General features: G+C 60.2%; 20 protein-coding genes. 10 read left to right on the forward strand and 10 right to left on the reverse strand.

The features are described from left to right. Window positions 1–64 precede the first annotated feature (64 nt). From lolA to cysG, 5 genes are all read left to right on the forward strand, one after another. Complete coding sequence (lolA, locus tag KW837_RS03110) at window positions 65–688, forward strand: outer membrane lipoprotein chaperone LolA (protein WP_007904916.1); 624 nt, start codon at window positions 65–67, stop codon at window positions 686–688. Window positions 689–853: 165 nt separating this feature from the next. Next, window positions 854–2,176, forward strand: coding sequence for a replication-associated recombination protein A (locus KW837_RS03115; protein WP_008008559.1), 1,323 nt, complete (start codon window positions 854–856; stop codon window positions 2,174–2,176). Beyond that, window positions 2,176–2,550 carry a fluoride efflux transporter CrcB gene (gene crcB / locus KW837_RS03120; RefSeq protein ID WP_008008558.1) on the forward strand — a complete coding sequence of 125 codons (375 nt, stop codon included), beginning with the start codon at window positions 2,176–2,178 and terminating at the stop codon, window positions 2,548–2,550. The genes KW837_RS03115 and crcB overlap by 1 nt, the downstream gene beginning before the upstream one ends. A 15-nt stretch (window positions 2,551–2,565) precedes the next feature. After that, the gene (serS, locus tag KW837_RS03125) at window positions 2,566–3,846 is read left to right on the forward strand and encodes a serine--tRNA ligase (protein ID WP_218394449.1); all 1,281 of its coding nucleotides are present in this window, start codon (window positions 2,566–2,568) and stop codon (window positions 3,844–3,846) included. Next, a complete protein-coding gene (cysG, locus tag KW837_RS03130; RefSeq protein ID WP_218394451.1) occupies window positions 3,847–5,241 on the forward strand; it encodes a siroheme synthase CysG in 1,395 nt (464 codons plus the stop codon). A 106-nt stretch (window positions 5,242–5,347) separates the two neighbouring features. On the opposite strand, the gene KW837_RS03135 is transcribed toward cysG, so the two are convergent. The 9 genes from KW837_RS03135 to KW837_RS03175 all read right to left on the reverse strand — a co-directional run bounded on the left by KW837_RS03135 (window position 5,348) and on the right by KW837_RS03175 (window position 10,360). After that, window positions 5,348–6,346 carry a glutathione S-transferase family protein gene (locus KW837_RS03135; protein WP_218394452.1) on the reverse strand — a complete coding sequence of 333 codons (999 nt, stop codon included), beginning with the start codon at window positions 6,344–6,346 and terminating at the stop codon, window positions 5,348–5,350. A gap of 90 nt (window positions 6,347–6,436) precedes the next feature. Further along, window positions 6,437–7,438, reverse strand: coding sequence for a glycosyl transferase family protein (locus KW837_RS03140; RefSeq protein WP_218394453.1), 1,002 nt, complete (start codon window positions 7,436–7,438; stop codon window positions 6,437–6,439). Then, window positions 7,435–7,770 (reverse strand): TusE/DsrC/DsvC family sulfur relay protein, encoded by a 336-nt coding sequence (locus KW837_RS03145; protein WP_048396941.1) that lies wholly within the window; start codon window positions 7,768–7,770, stop codon window positions 7,435–7,437. The genes KW837_RS03140 and KW837_RS03145 overlap by 4 nt, the downstream gene beginning before the upstream one ends. Continuing rightward, window positions 7,767–8,060 (reverse strand): sulfurtransferase complex subunit TusB, encoded by a 294-nt coding sequence (tusB, locus tag KW837_RS03150; protein ID WP_192342637.1) that lies wholly within the window; start codon window positions 8,058–8,060, stop codon window positions 7,767–7,769. Before tusB ends, KW837_RS03145 begins: the two co-directional genes overlap by 4 nt. Beyond that, entirely contained in the window at window positions 8,060–8,422 is a 363-nt protein-coding gene (gene tusC, locus KW837_RS03155) for a sulfurtransferase complex subunit TusC (RefSeq protein WP_192342638.1), read from the reverse strand. The genes tusB and tusC overlap by 1 nt, the downstream gene beginning before the upstream one ends. Window position 8,423: 1 nt before the next feature. After that, entirely contained in the window at window positions 8,424–8,816 is a 393-nt protein-coding gene (gene tusD, locus KW837_RS03160; RefSeq protein ID WP_218394454.1) for a sulfurtransferase complex subunit TusD, read from the reverse strand. A gap of 224 nt (window positions 8,817–9,040) precedes the next feature. Further along, entirely contained in the window at window positions 9,041–9,745 is a 705-nt protein-coding gene (locus KW837_RS03165) for a YoaK family protein (RefSeq protein WP_218394455.1), read from the reverse strand. A 28-nt stretch (window positions 9,746–9,773) separates the two neighbouring features. After that, window positions 9,774–10,103, reverse strand: coding sequence for a DUF6388 family protein (locus tag KW837_RS03170; RefSeq protein WP_218394456.1), 330 nt, complete (start codon window positions 10,101–10,103; stop codon window positions 9,774–9,776). Window positions 10,104–10,105: 2 nt separating this feature from the next. Continuing rightward, window positions 10,106–10,360: a hypothetical protein gene (locus KW837_RS03175; RefSeq protein ID WP_008008546.1), complete on the reverse strand. Its 255-nt coding sequence runs from the start codon at window positions 10,358–10,360 to the stop codon at window positions 10,106–10,108. Window positions 10,361–10,523: 163 nt separating this feature from the next. Between KW837_RS03175 and KW837_RS03180 the strand changes: the two genes are divergently transcribed. Next, window positions 10,524–10,874 (forward strand): hypothetical protein, encoded by a 351-nt coding sequence (locus KW837_RS03180; protein WP_218394457.1) that lies wholly within the window; start codon window positions 10,524–10,526, stop codon window positions 10,872–10,874. 151 nt (window positions 10,875–11,025) lie between these two features. Here KW837_RS03180 and KW837_RS03185 read toward each other — a convergent pair whose 3' ends face one another. Then, entirely contained in the window at window positions 11,026–11,457 is a 432-nt protein-coding gene (locus tag KW837_RS03185; RefSeq protein ID WP_192342641.1) for a GNAT family N-acetyltransferase, read from the reverse strand. Window positions 11,458–11,604: 147 nt separating this feature from the next. On the opposite strand from KW837_RS03185, the gene KW837_RS03190 reads away from it, so the two are divergent. The 4 genes from KW837_RS03190 (at window position 11,605) to KW837_RS03205 (ending at window position 14,222) form a co-directional block, all read left to right on the forward strand. Next, window positions 11,605–12,042, forward strand: a complete 438-nt coding sequence (locus tag KW837_RS03190; RefSeq protein ID WP_123493815.1) for a hemerythrin domain-containing protein — start codon at window positions 11,605–11,607, stop codon at window positions 12,040–12,042. A gap of 97 nt (window positions 12,043–12,139) precedes the next feature. Beyond that, a complete protein-coding gene (locus KW837_RS03195; protein WP_192342644.1) occupies window positions 12,140–12,733 on the forward strand; it encodes an NUDIX domain-containing protein in 594 nt (197 codons plus the stop codon). A gap of 125 nt (window positions 12,734–12,858) precedes the next feature. Next, window positions 12,859–13,398, forward strand: coding sequence for a kinase inhibitor (locus KW837_RS03200; protein ID WP_218394459.1), 540 nt, complete (start codon window positions 12,859–12,861; stop codon window positions 13,396–13,398). Window positions 13,399–13,403: 5 nt separating this feature from the next. Beyond that, on the forward strand, window positions 13,404–14,222 hold the full coding sequence (locus KW837_RS03205; protein ID WP_218394460.1) for an AraC family transcriptional regulator: 819 nt from the start codon (window positions 13,404–13,406) through the stop codon (window positions 14,220–14,222). Window positions 14,223–14,229 lie beyond the last annotated feature (7 nt).

A 14,229-nucleotide genomic window follows, 5' to 3' on the forward strand; every position in this document is an offset into this window, starting at 1 on the left:
GTTTTGAAAGGGGCGGTGTCTTGAGACGCCGCCCGCACTCCCACGAATGTTTATGAGGACTCCCATGCGTCTTATCCGCATGTTGCTGCTGCCGGTACTGGCTTTGACCACGCTTTCGGCCCACGCCGATGACAAGGACGTGGCTCGTCTGACTCAACTGCTGGAAAAATCCCAGACCCTGACCGCGCGTTTCTCCCAGCTGACTCTTGATGGCAGCGGCACCCAGTTGCAGGAAACCGCCGGTCAAATGTCCTTGCAGCGCCCGGGCCTGTTCTACTGGCACACCGATGCGCCGCAAGAGCAACTGATGGTGTCCGACGGCAAGAAGGTTTCCCTGTGGGACCCGGACCTGGAGCAGGTCACCATCAAGACCCTCGACCAGCGCCTGACCCAGACTCCGGCCCTGTTGTTGTCCGGTGATGTGTCCAAGATCAGCCAGAGCTTCGACATCAGCGCCAAGGAAGCCGGCGGCGTGATCGACTTCACCCTGAAGCCGAAAACCAAAGACACCCTGTTCGACAGCCTGCGTCTGTCGTTCCGCAACGGTCTGGTCAATGACATGCAACTGATTGATAGCGTCGGTCAGCGTACCAATATCCTGTTCACTGGCGTGAAGGCCAACGAGCCGATTCCGGCGTCCAAATTCAAGTTCGACATCCCTAAAGGGGCGGACGTGATCCAGGAGTAAGACGCAGAACCTGTGGGAGCGGGCTTGCTCGCGAATGCGGTGTGTCAGACAGCATTGATGGCGACTGACACTCCCTCTTCGCGAGCAAGCCCGCTCCCACGGGGATTGCGGTGTTAGTGCTTTGACTGATCGGCATCAGGACCCAGTGAGGTTTCATAAGTAGTGATGGACCTGTTTCGCAGCGCCCCGATTGCTCAGCCCTTGGCCGCACGCCTGCGCGCGACCAATCTGGACGAGTACGTCGGTCAGGAACACCTGCTCGCTCGCGGCAAGCCTTTGCGTGAAGCGCTGGAGCAGGGCGCCCTGCATTCGATGATTTTCTGGGGGCCGCCGGGGGTGGGTAAAACCACGTTGGCGCGGCTGCTCGCGGAAGTCTCCGATGCGCACTTCGAAACGGTTTCGGCGGTGCTGGCCGGCGTGAAGGAAATCCGCCAGGCGGTGGAAGTCGCCAAGCAGCAGGCCGGGCAGTACGGTAAACGCACCATCCTGTTCGTCGACGAAGTGCACCGCTTCAACAAGTCCCAGCAGGATGCGTTCCTGCCATACGTTGAAGACGGCACGTTGATTTTCATCGGCGCGACCACCGAAAACCCCTCGTTCGAACTCAATAACGCGCTGCTGTCCCGGGCACGCGTCTATGTGCTCAAAAGCCTCGACGAAGCCGCCCTGCGCAAGCTGGTGCACCGCGCGCTGACCGAAGAGCGCGGACTGGGCAAGCGGCAACTGACCCTCAGCGACGAGGGCTTCCAGATGCTGTTGTCCGCCGCCGATGGCGATGGCCGGCGTCTGCTCAACCTGCTGGAAAACGCCTCCGACCTGGCCGAAGACAACAGCGAAATCGGCGTCGACCTGCTGCAAAGTCTGCTCGGCGATACCCGCCGGCGCTTCGACAAGGGCGGCGAAGCCTTCTACGACCAGATCTCCGCACTGCATAAATCGGTGCGCGGCTCCAATCCCGATGGCGCGCTGTACTGGTTCGCGCGGATGATCGACGGCGGTTGCGACCCGCTGTACCTGGCCCGGCGTGTGGTGCGCATGGCCAGCGAAGACATCGGTAATGCCGACCCTCGCGCCCTGAGCCTGTGCCTGGCGGCGTGGGAAGTGCAGGAGCGGCTCGGTAGCCCCGAAGGTGAGTTGGCAGTGGCCCAGGCCATCACGTACCTGGCCTGCGCGCCGAAAAGCAATGCGGTGTACATGGGCTTCAAAGCCGCGATGCGCAGCGCCACCGAACACGGCTCGCTCGAAGTGCCGCTGCACTTGCGCAATGCGCCGACCAAGTTGATGAAGCAATTGGGTTATGGCGATGAATATCGTTACGCCCACGATGAACCGGATGCCTACGCCGCTGGCGAAGACTACTTCCCGGACGAGCTCGAACCGCAACGGTTTTATCAGCCCGTGCCCCGCGGCCTGGAACTGAAAATCGGCGAAAAGCTTAATCACCTCGCGCAGCTTGATCGTCTAAGCCCCCGGCAGCGGAGAAAATAGTGATTCCATTGATCGTTGCCGTTTCTGTCGGCGGTGTCGCCGGCACGCTATTGCGCTTCGCCACCGGTAACTGGATCAACGCGAATTGGCCGCGGCACTTCTATACCGCGACGCTGGCCGTTAATATCGTGGGCTGTTTGCTGATCGGCGTTCTATACGGTCTGTTTTTGATTCGCCCGGAGGTACCGTTTGCGGTGCGCGCCGGGTTGATGGTCGGCTTCCTCGGGGGGCTGACGACTTTTTCATCCTTTTCACTGGATACGGTGCGCCTGCTGGAAACCGGGCAAGTGCCGCTGGCCTTGGGCTATGCGGTCATCAGCGTATTCGGCGGGCTGCTCGCCACCTGGGCTGGCCTGTCCTTGACCAAACTTTGATAACGAGAAACCGACATGCTCGATTCCAAACTGTTACGTAGCAACCTTCAGGACGTAGCGGACCGCCTGGCATCCCGTGGCTTTGCCCTGGATGTTGCGCGCATCGAAGCGCTGGAAGAACAGCGCAAGACCGTCCAGACCCTCACCGAAGCTCTGCAGGCTGAACGTAACGCGCGCTCCAAGTCCATCGGTCAGGCCAAGCAGCGCGGCGAAGACATCGCGCCGTTGATGGCGGACGTCGAGCGCATGGCGGGGGAGTTGAGCACCGGTAAACTCGAGCTGGACGCGATCCAGACCGAGCTGGATTCGATCCTGCTGGGCATCCCGAACCTGCCGCACGAATCGGTGCCGGTCGGCGATGACGAAGAAGGCAACGTTGAAGTGCGCCGCTGGGGCACGCCGAAGGCCTTCGATTTCCCGGTTCAGGACCACGTGGCCCTGGGCGAGAAGTTCGGCTGGCTGGACTTCGAAACCGCCGCCAAGCTGTCCGGCGCCCGTTTCGCCCTGCTGCGCGGCCCGATCGCCCGTCTGCACCGTGCGCTGGCGCAGTTCATGATCAACCTGCACATTAACGAACACGGTTACGAAGAGGCCTACACCCCGTACCTGGTGCAGGCGCCTGCGTTGCAGGGCACCGGTCAGCTGCCGAAATTCGAAGAAGACCTGTTCAAAATCAGCCGCGAAGGCGAAGCCGATCTGTACCTGATCCCGACCGCTGAAGTGTCGCTGACCAACATCGTCGCTGGCGAGATCGTCGATTCGAAACTGCTACCGATCAAATTCGTGGCACACACACCGTGCTTCCGCAGCGAGGCCGGTGCATCGGGTCGCGACACTCGCGGCATGATCCGTCAGCACCAGTTCGACAAGGTCGAGATGGTGCAGATCGTTGAACCATCGACCTCGATGGAAGCGCTGGAAGGCCTGACCGCCAATGCCGAGAAAGTCCTGCAACTGCTGGAACTGCCCTATCGCACCCTGGCGCTGTGCACCGGCGACATGGGCTTCAGCGCGGTCAAGACTTACGATCTGGAGGTGTGGATTCCAAGCCAGGACAAATACCGCGAAATTTCGTCGTGCTCCAACTGCGGCGATTTCCAGGCCCGCCGCATGCAAGCGCGTTTCCGCAACCCGGAAACCGGCAAGCCTGAGCTGGTTCACACCCTGAACGGTTCCGGCCTGGCGGTTGGTCGTACCCTGGTGGCGGTGCTCGAGAACTACCAGCAGGCCGACGGTTCGATCCGTGTGCCTGAGGTGCTCAAGCCGTACATGGGTGGCCTTGAGGTCATCGGTTAAATGGACTATCTGCCGCTGTTTCATAACCTTCGCGGCAGTCGTGTATTGGTCGTCGGCGGAGGGGAGATTGCCTTGCGCAAATCCCGCCTGCTGGCCGAAGCCGGTGCGCTGCTGCGGGTGGTTGCACCGCAAATCGAACCGCAACTGCGCGAGCTGGTGATCGGCAGCGGTGGCGAGTGCCTGGTACGTGGCTACGCCGAAACGGATCTGGACGGTTGCGGGCTGATCATCGCCGCCACCGACGACGAACCGCTGAACGCGCAAGTCTCCGCCGATGCTCATCGGCGTTGCGTGCCGGTCAACGTGGTGGACGCGCCGGCCCTGTGCAGCGTGATCTTCCCGGCGATCGTCGACCGTTCTCCGTTGATCATTGCGGTGTCCAGCGGCGGCGATGCACCGGTGCTGGCGCGGTTGATTCGCGCCAAGCTGGAAACCTGGATTCCTTCCACCTATGGCCAACTGGCCGGTCTGGCGGCGCGTTTCCGTACTCAGGTCAAAGGTCTGTTTCCGGATGTGCAGCAGCGCCGGGCGTTCTGGGAGGATGTATTCCAGGGCCCGATTGCCGACCGGCAACTGGCCGGGCAGGGCGCCGAGGCCGAGCGCCTGATGCTGGCGAAAATCAATGGCGAAGCACCTGTCGCTACCGGCGAGGTTTATCTGGTGGGCGCCGGGCCGGGTGACCCCGACCTGTTGACCTTCCGCGCCTTGCGTTTGATGCAGCAAGCCGATGTGGTGCTGTATGACCGTCTGGTGGCGCCGGCAATTCTGGATTTGTGCCGTCGCGATGCCGAGCGAGTCTACGTCGGCAAGCGCCGCGCCGATCACTCCGTGCCTCAGGAACAGATCAACCAGCATCTGGTGGATCTGGCCAAGGCCGGCAAGCGCGTGGTGCGGTTGAAGGGCGGCGATCCGTTCATTTTCGGGCGCGGCGGTGAAGAGATCGAAGAACTGGCGGCCCATGGCATTCCGTTCCAGGTCGTCCCGGGCATTACCGCAGCCAGTGGTTGCGCGGCCTATGCCGGGATTCCGCTGACTCACCGCGATTACGCGCAGTCGGTGCGGTTTGTCACCGGGCACCTCAAGGACGGTTCCACCGATTTGCCGTGGGCCGACCTGGTCGCGCCGGCGCAAACCCTGGTGTTTTACATGGGGCTGGTGGGCCTGCCGATCATCTGCGAGCAGTTGATCAAGCACGGTCGTGCGGCCGATACCCCGGCGGCGTTGATCCAGCAGGGCACCACAGTCAATCAGCGGGTGTTTACCGGCACCCTGGCCGACCTTCCACGGCTGGTGGCGGAGCATGAAGTGCATGCGCCGACGCTGGTGATCGTCGGGGAAGTGGTGCAACTGCGCGAGAAACTGGCGTGGTTTGAAGGGGCTCAGGGGCAGGTCTGAATACCGAGTCGTCCCATTCGCGGGCAAGCCTCGCTCCTACAGGGTTAATGGAAAACCGTAGGAGCGAGGCTTGCCCGCGAAGAGGCCCTCAAATCTTGCACAAACCTCAGGCCTTGCGCCAAACCCCTTTCCCGCTCAACCGCCCCCGATCATGAGCCGCAGTGAAGTCCTGCGCCGGCCCTTTAGGCACGATCCCGGTCGGATTGATGGTCTTGTGGCTGCCGTAGTAGTGATTCTTGATGTGCTCAAAACTCACCGTCTCGGCTATCCCCGGCCACTGATAAATCTCCCGTAGCCAGTTCGACAGATTCGGATAATCGGCAATCCGTCGCAGGTTGCACTTGAAGTGCCCGAAGTACACCGCATCAAAACGAATCATCGTAGTGAACAGTCGAATATCCGCTTCCGTCAGGTATTCGCCCGTCAGGTAACGATTCGCGTCCAGCAGCTGTTCCAGCCGATCCAGCTCAGCAAACAATTCATCGAACGCTTCTTCATAAGCCTGCTGCGAGGTGGCGAACCCGGCGCGATAGACGCCGTTGTTCACCGCTGGATAAATCCGCTCGTTCATGGCGTCGATTTCGTTTCGCAAGGGCGCCGGGTAGAAATCCAGGTCGTTGCCGGTCAACTCATCGAACGCGCTGTTGAACATGCGGATGATCTCCGCCGACTCATTGTTGACGATGCGATTTGTCTGTTTGTCCCACAGCACCGGCACCGTGACGCGACCGGTGTAGTTAGCGGTATCGGTGGTGTAGCGCTGGTGCAGAAATTTCAGATCGCCAAGCTTGTCGCCGGTCGAGCCGTGAGCCTTGTCGAAGGTCCAACCGTTCTCCAGCATTAGAAAGCTCACCACTGATACATCGATCAGGCTTTCCAGGCCTTTGAGCTTACGCAGAATCAGCGTGCGATGGGCCCACGGGCAGGCGAGGGAGACGTAGAGATGATAGCGACCCGCCTCGGCAGCAAAACCACCGATGCCGGTCGGGCCTGGCCTGCCGTCGGCGGTCAGCCAGTGGCGACGTTGCGCCTGTTCGCGCTGGAACGTGCCGTCCTTGCTTTCATACCACTGATCTTGCCAGCGGCCTTCGACTAACAAACCCATGTTCAAAACTCCTCAACCGATAAGCGTTGGAGAGGAGTCTATGCGCATAGGTTCGAACAAATAGCGCAAAGGTTGGGCGTTTATGATCGGTTAAATCGATCGGTCCCTTGCTTCCCAATATTGCTGGGCGGTTTCGAACGCTAGCTCGCGGGGCTGACCGAGGCCGCGCAAGGCCAGGGCCATGGTCGAGATCAACGCCATTTGCGGGTAGCTGTCGACCACGTCGCCACGCCACACGGCTTTCAAATGCTCCGGTTCCAGGCTGGCCGGTTTGACGTGGCGCTGGGTCGACATCTGCGGCCACTCTTCATCCCAGCTTTCGCCGCCGGTGGTGCCATACAGATGACTGTCGGCATCCGGGTTAATCTCGATTTCACCGCCATCGCCCTTGATCACGATGGCAGTGTCGCCGAGCAAACCGCTGGCCTCGCGATGTACGGCCTGATAGCCGGGGTGGAAAATGCTCTGCAGGCCGCAACGGGCGCCCAACGGATTAAGAATCCGCGCCAGGGAATGGATCGGCGAGCGCAGGCCCAAAGTGTTGCGCAGGTCGATCATTCGCTGAAGTTGCGGGGCCCAGTCCACCAATGGCATGAACGCCAGACTGCCCTGATCGAGCGCTGCGCCGACCTGCTGCCAGTTGCGGCACAGTGGAATGTTCAGCGTCTCGAGCAGTTGTTCGCTGTACAGCCGACCGGCCGTGTGCGCGCCGCCGCCATGCATGAAGATGCGCACGCCGTTCTGCGCCAGGCACTTGGCCGCCAGCAGGTACCACGGTAAGTGACGCTTCTTGCCGGCATACGTCGGCCAGTCCAGATCAACCGCCAGCGCTGGCGGATTCAGGCGTTCACGCACGGCTTCGGCGAACCCGGCCATTTCCTCGGCGCTTTCTTCCTTGTGCCGCAACAGCATCAGGAACGCGCCGAGCTGGGTGTCCTCGACCTTGTCGTCGAGCAACAGGCCCATGGCCTCGCGGGCTTCTTCGCGGGTCAGGTTGCGGGCACCGCGTTTGCCCTTGCCAAGAATCCGCACGAACTGGGCGAACGGGTGCTCGGCGGGCGTTTCGAGGGTCAGTGCTGGATAGTCGGTCATAAGCAATTCGTCGGTTTGGGCAGGCCCGCCAGTTTCGCGGCGAGTTTGGCAGGGGTGCCTTTGAACAGTCGGTTCAGGTGCAGGCTGTTGCCCTTGTCGGGGCCGAGTTTCAATGCGGTGTACTTGATCAGCGGGCGGGTCGCCGGGGACAGCTGGAATTCGTCGTAGAAACTGCGCAGCAGTTCGAGGATCTCCCAGTGTTCCGGGCTCAACTCAATGTCTTCGGCAGCGGCGAGGGCGGCGGCCACCTCGGCAGACCAGTCACTCAGTTCGACCAGGAAACCGTCCTTGTCCAGTTCAATGGCGCGGGCGCCGACCGTCAGGGATTTCATAGCCAACTGTTGACCTTGTCGTAGTGAATCGACAGTTCGACGAAGGCCGGGTAGTCGATGGCCTCGGCCCAGTCCGGGATTTGCAACGCCCGTGCTTGAGCATCTTCGGCCAGTACGAACAACTTCAGGCCGCGGGCGTGCAGCGCGCTGAATGGCGCGGTGCCTGGCTGCAAGGCATAAGCCGCATCGCCACTCAGCAAAAGCGCATCGTCGACGCCGATCACGCGCAGGCAACTGCTCAGGCGGTCGTCGCCGAAAGGGGAATGAGACAACACATGCAAAGTCGACATCAGAGGGTGATCACCTGGTCGTAACGGTCAATAAGGGCGGTGATTTCCTGGGCGGTCAGCACCTGGGCTTCTTCAAGTGACAGGTTTTCAGGGTCCAGGCCACGGGTCGCGGCGCTTTCGCCGCAGACGAACAGGTCTTCGACGCCAAACATCGGCAAGGCTTGCAGGTTGGCGCTCAGGTCTTTCTGTTGCAGGGCTTTGGCGTTCTGTTCATTGGCGAGCTGGAACACGCCGTCATCGAGAAACAGCAGGCCGATCGGCAGATCGAAGGCACCGCCGGCCAGCACGATGTCCAGCGCTTCACGCGCATTCGGCCCGGACCACGGCGCCTGACGGCTGATAATCAGCAAGGATTTAGCCATCTCACGTGCCTCCGAAACAGATCAAACGGTCAGCGTCCTGCACCGCGTCATGCAACTGGCCGAGACCGGACAATTCCCACGGCGCACCCACCGCTATCGCTTCACGCTGATAGCGCTGGGCTTCTTCCTCGTTCAACACCCCACGGCGCAGGGCGGCGGCGATGCAGACCACGCCATCGAGTTGATGCTCGGTGACAAAGTTGTGCCATTGCTTGGGCAAATCCTGCTCGTCCTGAGGCGTGACCACGCTGCCGGACGCGTTGTAGACGCCATCCTGATAGAAAAACAGCCGGACAATCTCATGCCCGCCGGCCAGCGCGGCCTGGGCGAACAGCAAGGCACGGCGCGAGGAGGGTGCATGGGCGGCGGAAAACAGCGCAATGGCGAATTTCATGATGGGCTCGATCAGCAAAACTGCGCCCATGATAAAGCTTTATCGGCGGGGCGGCGAAGGGCGTTTACCTGAAGACCGAGTCGCTGCCTTCGCGAGCAAGCCCGCTCCCACACTGGATTTATGTCGAACACAAAACAGTGGTCCGCCGCAGATCCAGTGTGGGAGCGGGCTTGCTCGCGAAGACGGACTTCCCGGCAACATAAATTCAGGATCTGATCACCTGCTCAGCGCGGCATATAACCCAACTGCCAACGCCGCGGTATCTTCAATGACAGCACCCCCAGCGCCCCGGCCAGCAACCCACTGACAAACAGCGCCTTGAGCCCAAGATGATGTTCCAGTAAAGCACCCAGCACCGCGCCGGCAAACATCCCGGTCCATGGGACCAACTGCACCCGCCAGCCATTGCGCCGCTCGCCAAGCATCCACCGCCCCAGCCCACGACCAAACCTCGATAACGCGCCGGTGACGTAGGTCAGCCCGACCGGCAGTCCATTCACCTCTTCCACGGCGGCATTGAGCATGCCCATGGCAATGATCGTCGCCAACAGCGCCGGCAGTTGCCTGTCATAGGGCCAGGCCGCGGCGCCGCACAGCAACGTGGCGATGCACAGCATCAATGGCAGCGCCCGTCGGCCACCGAACCGGCTGACGACAATGCCCAAGGCATTACCGATGACGAACGTGGCCACGAGAATCAGCAGACGCAGGGTCAGCCCGAGATCGCCATCGCTGATCGCTACGGCAAGGCGTGTGGTGTTGCCGCTCATGAAGGACACGAAGTCGCCGCTGGCCATGAAGCCGATGGCATCGGTCATGCCGGCGAGCACCGACAAACCGGCGACCAGCGCCAGGCCGATGCGTCCGCGCCATTTATGGGTATGCAGATGCCCCGGCGTGGCCCGGGTGCCTGACGGAGAAGGCAGCATTGAAGAGGACTTCCTTGAGCAGCGATGATTATTTGGTTAGCCCATATAACTCGCAATACTCCAGCCAGTCCATGCCGGCCATCTCCGCGACTTCCTTGTGCACCTCCAGGCGTTGGGCCTGGTAATCCTCAGGCGTGGGGGCAGTCAGTTGCAGCGTCAGCTCCCAGGCAAACAAACCCAGGCGCTCAGCCTCGGCTTCGAACGCTTCATGCAAGCGCTCGTCGCGGTACTGCGCCACTGTCACGCCCTTGGCCTGGGCCAACAGTGGATTCAGGTTGTCCAGTTCGATGCGCAGCTCAGGACGCTCATCGAGAAACTTTTTCAGCGCCTGCTCGTGTTGCTGTTCGGTTGCCGCCATGGTCACTCCTTGGAAGACTGCTTTTTGCTCGCCTTGGCAGCCGCGGCCAGACACTCCAGAGCAAATTGCTCGGGGTAGGTCATCTGGATCGGCGTGGTTTCGCCTTTAACGGTTCTTTCGCCATCGAGAATGTAGCGAATCCGCTTGTCGGTGACGCCAATTCGCTTGGCGATCCAGGACGGCGTCTGACCGATCTGGCTGATCAGCTTGTCGGCGTATTCAGCGGTCGGTTTGTAGTATTCGGCGTTGGGTGTCATGACCTTTCCAGAAAAATGCGCCCGGAAAAAATGGGCGATGCGGCGTTAATGGCGCAACAGGGTGCGCGAATCGTTGCGCGGTGTCGCGGTATAAATGAAGTAAAGCAGAACGATACGCTGCGTCGCAGTGATACAGTCCGCTTTTTCCTGATGAGCGAACGCAATGCGAATTCTGATGGTGGCGCTAGCCGCAACCTTGCTGGCGGGCTGCGCCGGATCGGCGATGAATGACGCCCGCACCAAAACCCCGTACAAAACCCTGACCTCGGACAAACCGGAAAAAATCGTCGCCCAGTGCGTGCAGTTTGCCTGGCAGGACGAAGCGGTGTTCGGCGTCGATGCGGGCGCTTATTTGCAGCCGGGCAAGAAGGGTGGCTCGACGGTCTACACCCGTTCGGCCGAGTCCTTCGTGGACGTGAGCACCGACGCCTCGGGTACAGCGTTGAGCTACTACGCGCAGCATGACGATTTTGTCGCCAAACGCCGATTGGCGGCGTTGGCGACCTGTCTCTGAGCAGTCTGCAGTTTGAGGCTCAATCCCCAGACGATCGGCCGATGCCATTCCAATGTGGGAGCGGCGGTGCGGCGATCCGACTTGCTCGCGAAGGGGCCTTCAGGGGCGCCAAAAGCTTCGCGAGCAAGCCCGCTCCCACAGGTTGCGCGTCTTAATCAGTGTTAATGAGGCGCTTCTGAAAAAAGAAGCGCTTATGGCCCGGCGGGTAATCGGCGATGTGCCCCAACTCGCTGTAACCATGCTTCTTGTAAAACTCCGGCGCCTGGAAGTCGAAAGTGTCCAGCCAGATCCCCACGCATTCCTTTTCCCGCGCCAGGTCTTCGGCCATCTGCATCAGCTTCGAGCCCATCCCTTGTCCCCGGGCCAGCTCCGGCACCGACAACAACTCAATGAAAAACCACCGGTAAAACACTCGGCCATAAAGCCCGCCGAGAATCTCGTCGCTGTCATTGCGTACCAGCAAAGCAATCTGCTCTGACACCGTGGCCCCGGCCTTTGAGGCGTTATAGGCGCGCAGCGGTGTGAGGATCGCCTCGCGTTCTTCCTGGGAGGCATTTTTCGACAATTCGATTCGCAGGGTCATAGGCTACACATCCTTATGGCAGTGAACACGGAGCCTATCCCGGATGTGGCGATTGTTCTATCCCCCGCAACCGAAGGAACCCCGGGGACTCCAGGAATGTCTAGCCTGAACAGCATCATTGCTGAACGCAGCCAATGAGGACAGCCCGTGAACATTTTTGAAGCCTTGCGCGAAAGCCACGACCGTCAGCGCCGTTATGCCGATGCGCTGATTCAAACCCAGGGCGACACCCCGGAACGGGTCGAGGCTTACAAACGGCTCAAATCCGAGCTTCAGGCCCACGAAACCGCTGAAGAACGCCATTTCTACATGCCGCTGATGGCGTTCGACAACGGCGTGGATCTTAGTCGTCACGCCATCTCCGAACACCACGAAATGGACGAGATGATGGAAGCGCTGGATGCGACCGAAATGTCCAGTCCATCCTGGTTGGCAACGGCGAAAAAGCTCTCGGAGAAGGTCCATCACCACCTCAAAGAGGAGGAGCAGAAGTTCTTCCAGATGGCCGGCAAGTTGCTCGACGAGCAACAGAAAGAAACCCTGGCCGGGCAGTATCAGAAAGAATACAAGGCGCAACTTTCCTGAGAGTGAAGCGCAAAGCTGTTCACTTAGAATCAGTCGCCGGGCTTTTCTGTTTTCGCCTAACATGGACGCTTTCTGACGAACATAAGGATGGATTGTCATGTCGAACACAGCCGAGCGGGTCAACATCATCGAGTCCCGGGTGTTGTCCCACGACTGGTATCTGCTGAAGAAAATCACTTTCGATTACTTGCGCAACAACGGCGACTGGCAGCGCCAGACGCGTGAGGTCTATGACCGGGGCAATGGCGCGGCGATTTTGCTGTTCAATCGCGAGAAGAAAACCGTCGTACTGACCCGCCAGTTCAGGCTGCCGGTGTTCGTCAACGGCCACGATGGTTTGCTGATTGAAGTGGCGGCGGGCCTGCTGGAAGGCGTTGCGCCTGAAGAGCGCATTCGTGCTGAGGCCGAGGAGGAAACCGGCTATCGCGTCCACCATGTGCAGAAGGTTTTCGAAGCCTACATGAGCCCCGGTTCGGTGACTGAAAAGCTGCATTTCTTCATCGCTGAGTACGACGCGTCTTCGAAGGTCAGTGATGGCGGCGGGCTGGAGGAAGAAACCGAAGAACTGGAAGTACTGGAGTGGAGGTTCGACGAGGCGCTGGCGGCGTTCTATCGCGGGGAGATCTGCGATGCCAAGACCATCATGCTGCTGCAGTATGCGGCGATGAAAAACATCTTCGGAGCGGTTTGAGCAGGATTGGATTGGCCTCTGAATCGAGAGAGCGTTCAGGCACAATGGTTGAGCATTTCGGCACAGTAACCAGCCTTTGCTCTCTCTAAACTCGTGCCTCACGCCAACACTCAGATGAGGTCACGATGAACATCAGAATAATCCTATCCGCATTGTCCATGGGGGTCGTGCTCACGGGACACGCTGCCGACTTCTCGCTGACGAGCCAGGATATTGCTGAAAACCGCCCGTTGACCAGTCGCGAGGTGTTCCAGGGCTTCGGTTGCGAAGGTGGTAATACTTCGCCCGAGCTTTCCTGGCGCAACGCCCCGGCGGGCACCAAAAGTTACGCGATCACGGTCTACGATCCTGATGCGCCGACCGGCAGCGGCTGGTGGCATTGGACGGTGGTCAACTTGCCCGCTTCAACCAGCAGTTTGCCAAGAGGGGTCGGTTCGAACCTGCCTGCCGGTGCAGTACAAGGGCGAACCGATTATGGCCAGCCGGGATTTGGCGGGGCTTGTCCGCCTGCAGGCGACAAGCCCCATCGCTATCAATTCACCGTATGGGCGTTGAAAGTCGATAAGCTACCGCTCGACAACCAGGCCAGCGGCGCCTTGGTGGGCTATATGCTCAATGCCAACGCCTTGGCCAAAGCGACCATCACTTCAACTTACGGACGTTAAGAACAATGCGCCCTTGTGTCGGCATACAGCACCGGGAAAACATTATCGATGCGTGTGTCATACGGGCGCGACAGCCCCATACATTGCAACGGGTGCCGATATTCGCCACCGCCTTGTGTCGAGTGCGGCAGGGAGAAAAACTGCTGCAATGGGATGACCGTCAGATGCGTGCAGGGCCGCAACATCTGATTCTGATGCCGGCCGGGCGCGAGCTTGGCATCTCGAACTTCCCCGGCCTTCACGGTCACTACATTGCCGATGTGGTGACCTTTCCCGGTTCGACACTGCGTAACTTCAGCAGCCGATATGGCCAGCAGATCATCAGCCATCGCCATGCCCAGAAGACAGACCTATGTGTTCCTCTGGATCGGCATACGACACAGGCATGGGATCAGTTATTGGCCTCCATCAATGCAAACGCGCCGGATGCATTGCGCACCCATTATGGGGAAGCGGTTCTCCTGAGCCTGTGCCTCGGCGGCCAGGCCGGGCCGCTGCTGATGGATCGTAACGATCCACTGTGCGAACGGGTGCAGCAACTGGTAATGAGCAGCCCGGAAAGAGACTGGACTGTTGCGCACGTGGCACAACACCTGAACCTGGGGGAGTCGACATTGCGTCGCCAACTGGCCAATGAGGGGAGCAGTTTCAGGAATATCCTGGAAAACGTTCGGCTGGCGACGGCGCTGCAATGGTTGCAAACCACGTCTCGCCCCATCGGTGAAATTGCCGGTGCCAGCGGTTACGCCTCGGCCTCACGTTTTGCAGTGCGCTTTCGCTCACACTATGGCCTGTCGCCACGGGAATTGCGGGCGACGATTTAGGTAATTG

This window comes from Pseudomonas sp. PDM24 (assembly GCF_019218905.1).
In the GTDB taxonomy this organism is placed as follows: Bacteria; Pseudomonadota; Gammaproteobacteria; order Pseudomonadales; family Pseudomonadaceae; genus Aquipseudomonas.

Coding starts and splice junctions, on each gene's coding strand:
- KW837_RS03135 (WP_218394452.1), bottom strand. CDS start 6,346: ATGGGTTTGTTAGTCGAAGGCCGCTGGCAAGATCAGTGGTATGAAAGC.
- KW837_RS03175 (WP_008008546.1), bottom strand. CDS start 10,360: ATGACACCCAACGCCGAATACTACAAACCGACCGCTGAATACGCCGAC.
- KW837_RS03145 (WP_048396941.1), bottom strand. CDS start 7,770: ATGAAATCCCTGACGGTCGGCGCCCGCGCCATTGAACTGGACAAGGAC.
- serS (WP_218394449.1), top strand. CDS start 2,566: ATGCTCGATTCCAAACTGTTACGTAGCAACCTTCAGGACGTAGCGGAC.
- lolA (WP_007904916.1), top strand. CDS start 65: ATGCGTCTTATCCGCATGTTGCTGCTGCCGGTACTGGCTTTGACCACG.
- KW837_RS03180 (WP_218394457.1), top strand. CDS start 10,524: ATGCGAATTCTGATGGTGGCGCTAGCCGCAACCTTGCTGGCGGGCTGC.
- tusC (WP_192342638.1), bottom strand. CDS start 8,422: ATGGCTAAATCCTTGCTGATTATCAGCCGTCAGGCGCCGTGGTCCGGG.
- KW837_RS03200 (WP_218394459.1), top strand. CDS start 12,859: ATGAACATCAGAATAATCCTATCCGCATTGTCCATGGGGGTCGTGCTC.
- KW837_RS03165 (WP_218394455.1), bottom strand. CDS start 9,745: ATGCTGCCTTCTCCGTCAGGCACCCGGGCCACGCCGGGGCATCTGCAT.
- KW837_RS03195 (WP_192342644.1), top strand. CDS start 12,140: ATGTCGAACACAGCCGAGCGGGTCAACATCATCGAGTCCCGGGTGTTG.
- tusB (WP_192342637.1), bottom strand. CDS start 8,060: ATGTCGACTTTGCATGTGTTGTCTCATTCCCCTTTCGGCGACGACCGC.
- KW837_RS03185 (WP_192342641.1), bottom strand. CDS start 11,457: ATGACCCTGCGAATCGAATTGTCGAAAAATGCCTCCCAGGAAGAACGC.
- tusD (WP_218394454.1), bottom strand. CDS start 8,816: ATGAAATTCGCCATTGCGCTGTTTTCCGCCGCCCATGCACCCTCCTCG.
- cysG (WP_218394451.1), top strand. CDS start 3,847: ATGGACTATCTGCCGCTGTTTCATAACCTTCGCGGCAGTCGTGTATTG.
- KW837_RS03140 (WP_218394453.1), bottom strand. CDS start 7,438: ATGACCGACTATCCAGCACTGACCCTCGAAACGCCCGCCGAGCACCCG.
- KW837_RS03205 (WP_218394460.1), top strand. CDS start 13,404: ATGCGCCCTTGTGTCGGCATACAGCACCGGGAAAACATTATCGATGCG.
- KW837_RS03170 (WP_218394456.1), bottom strand. CDS start 10,103: ATGGCGGCAACCGAACAGCAACACGAGCAGGCGCTGAAAAAGTTTCTC.
- KW837_RS03115 (WP_008008559.1), top strand. CDS start 854: ATGGACCTGTTTCGCAGCGCCCCGATTGCTCAGCCCTTGGCCGCACGC.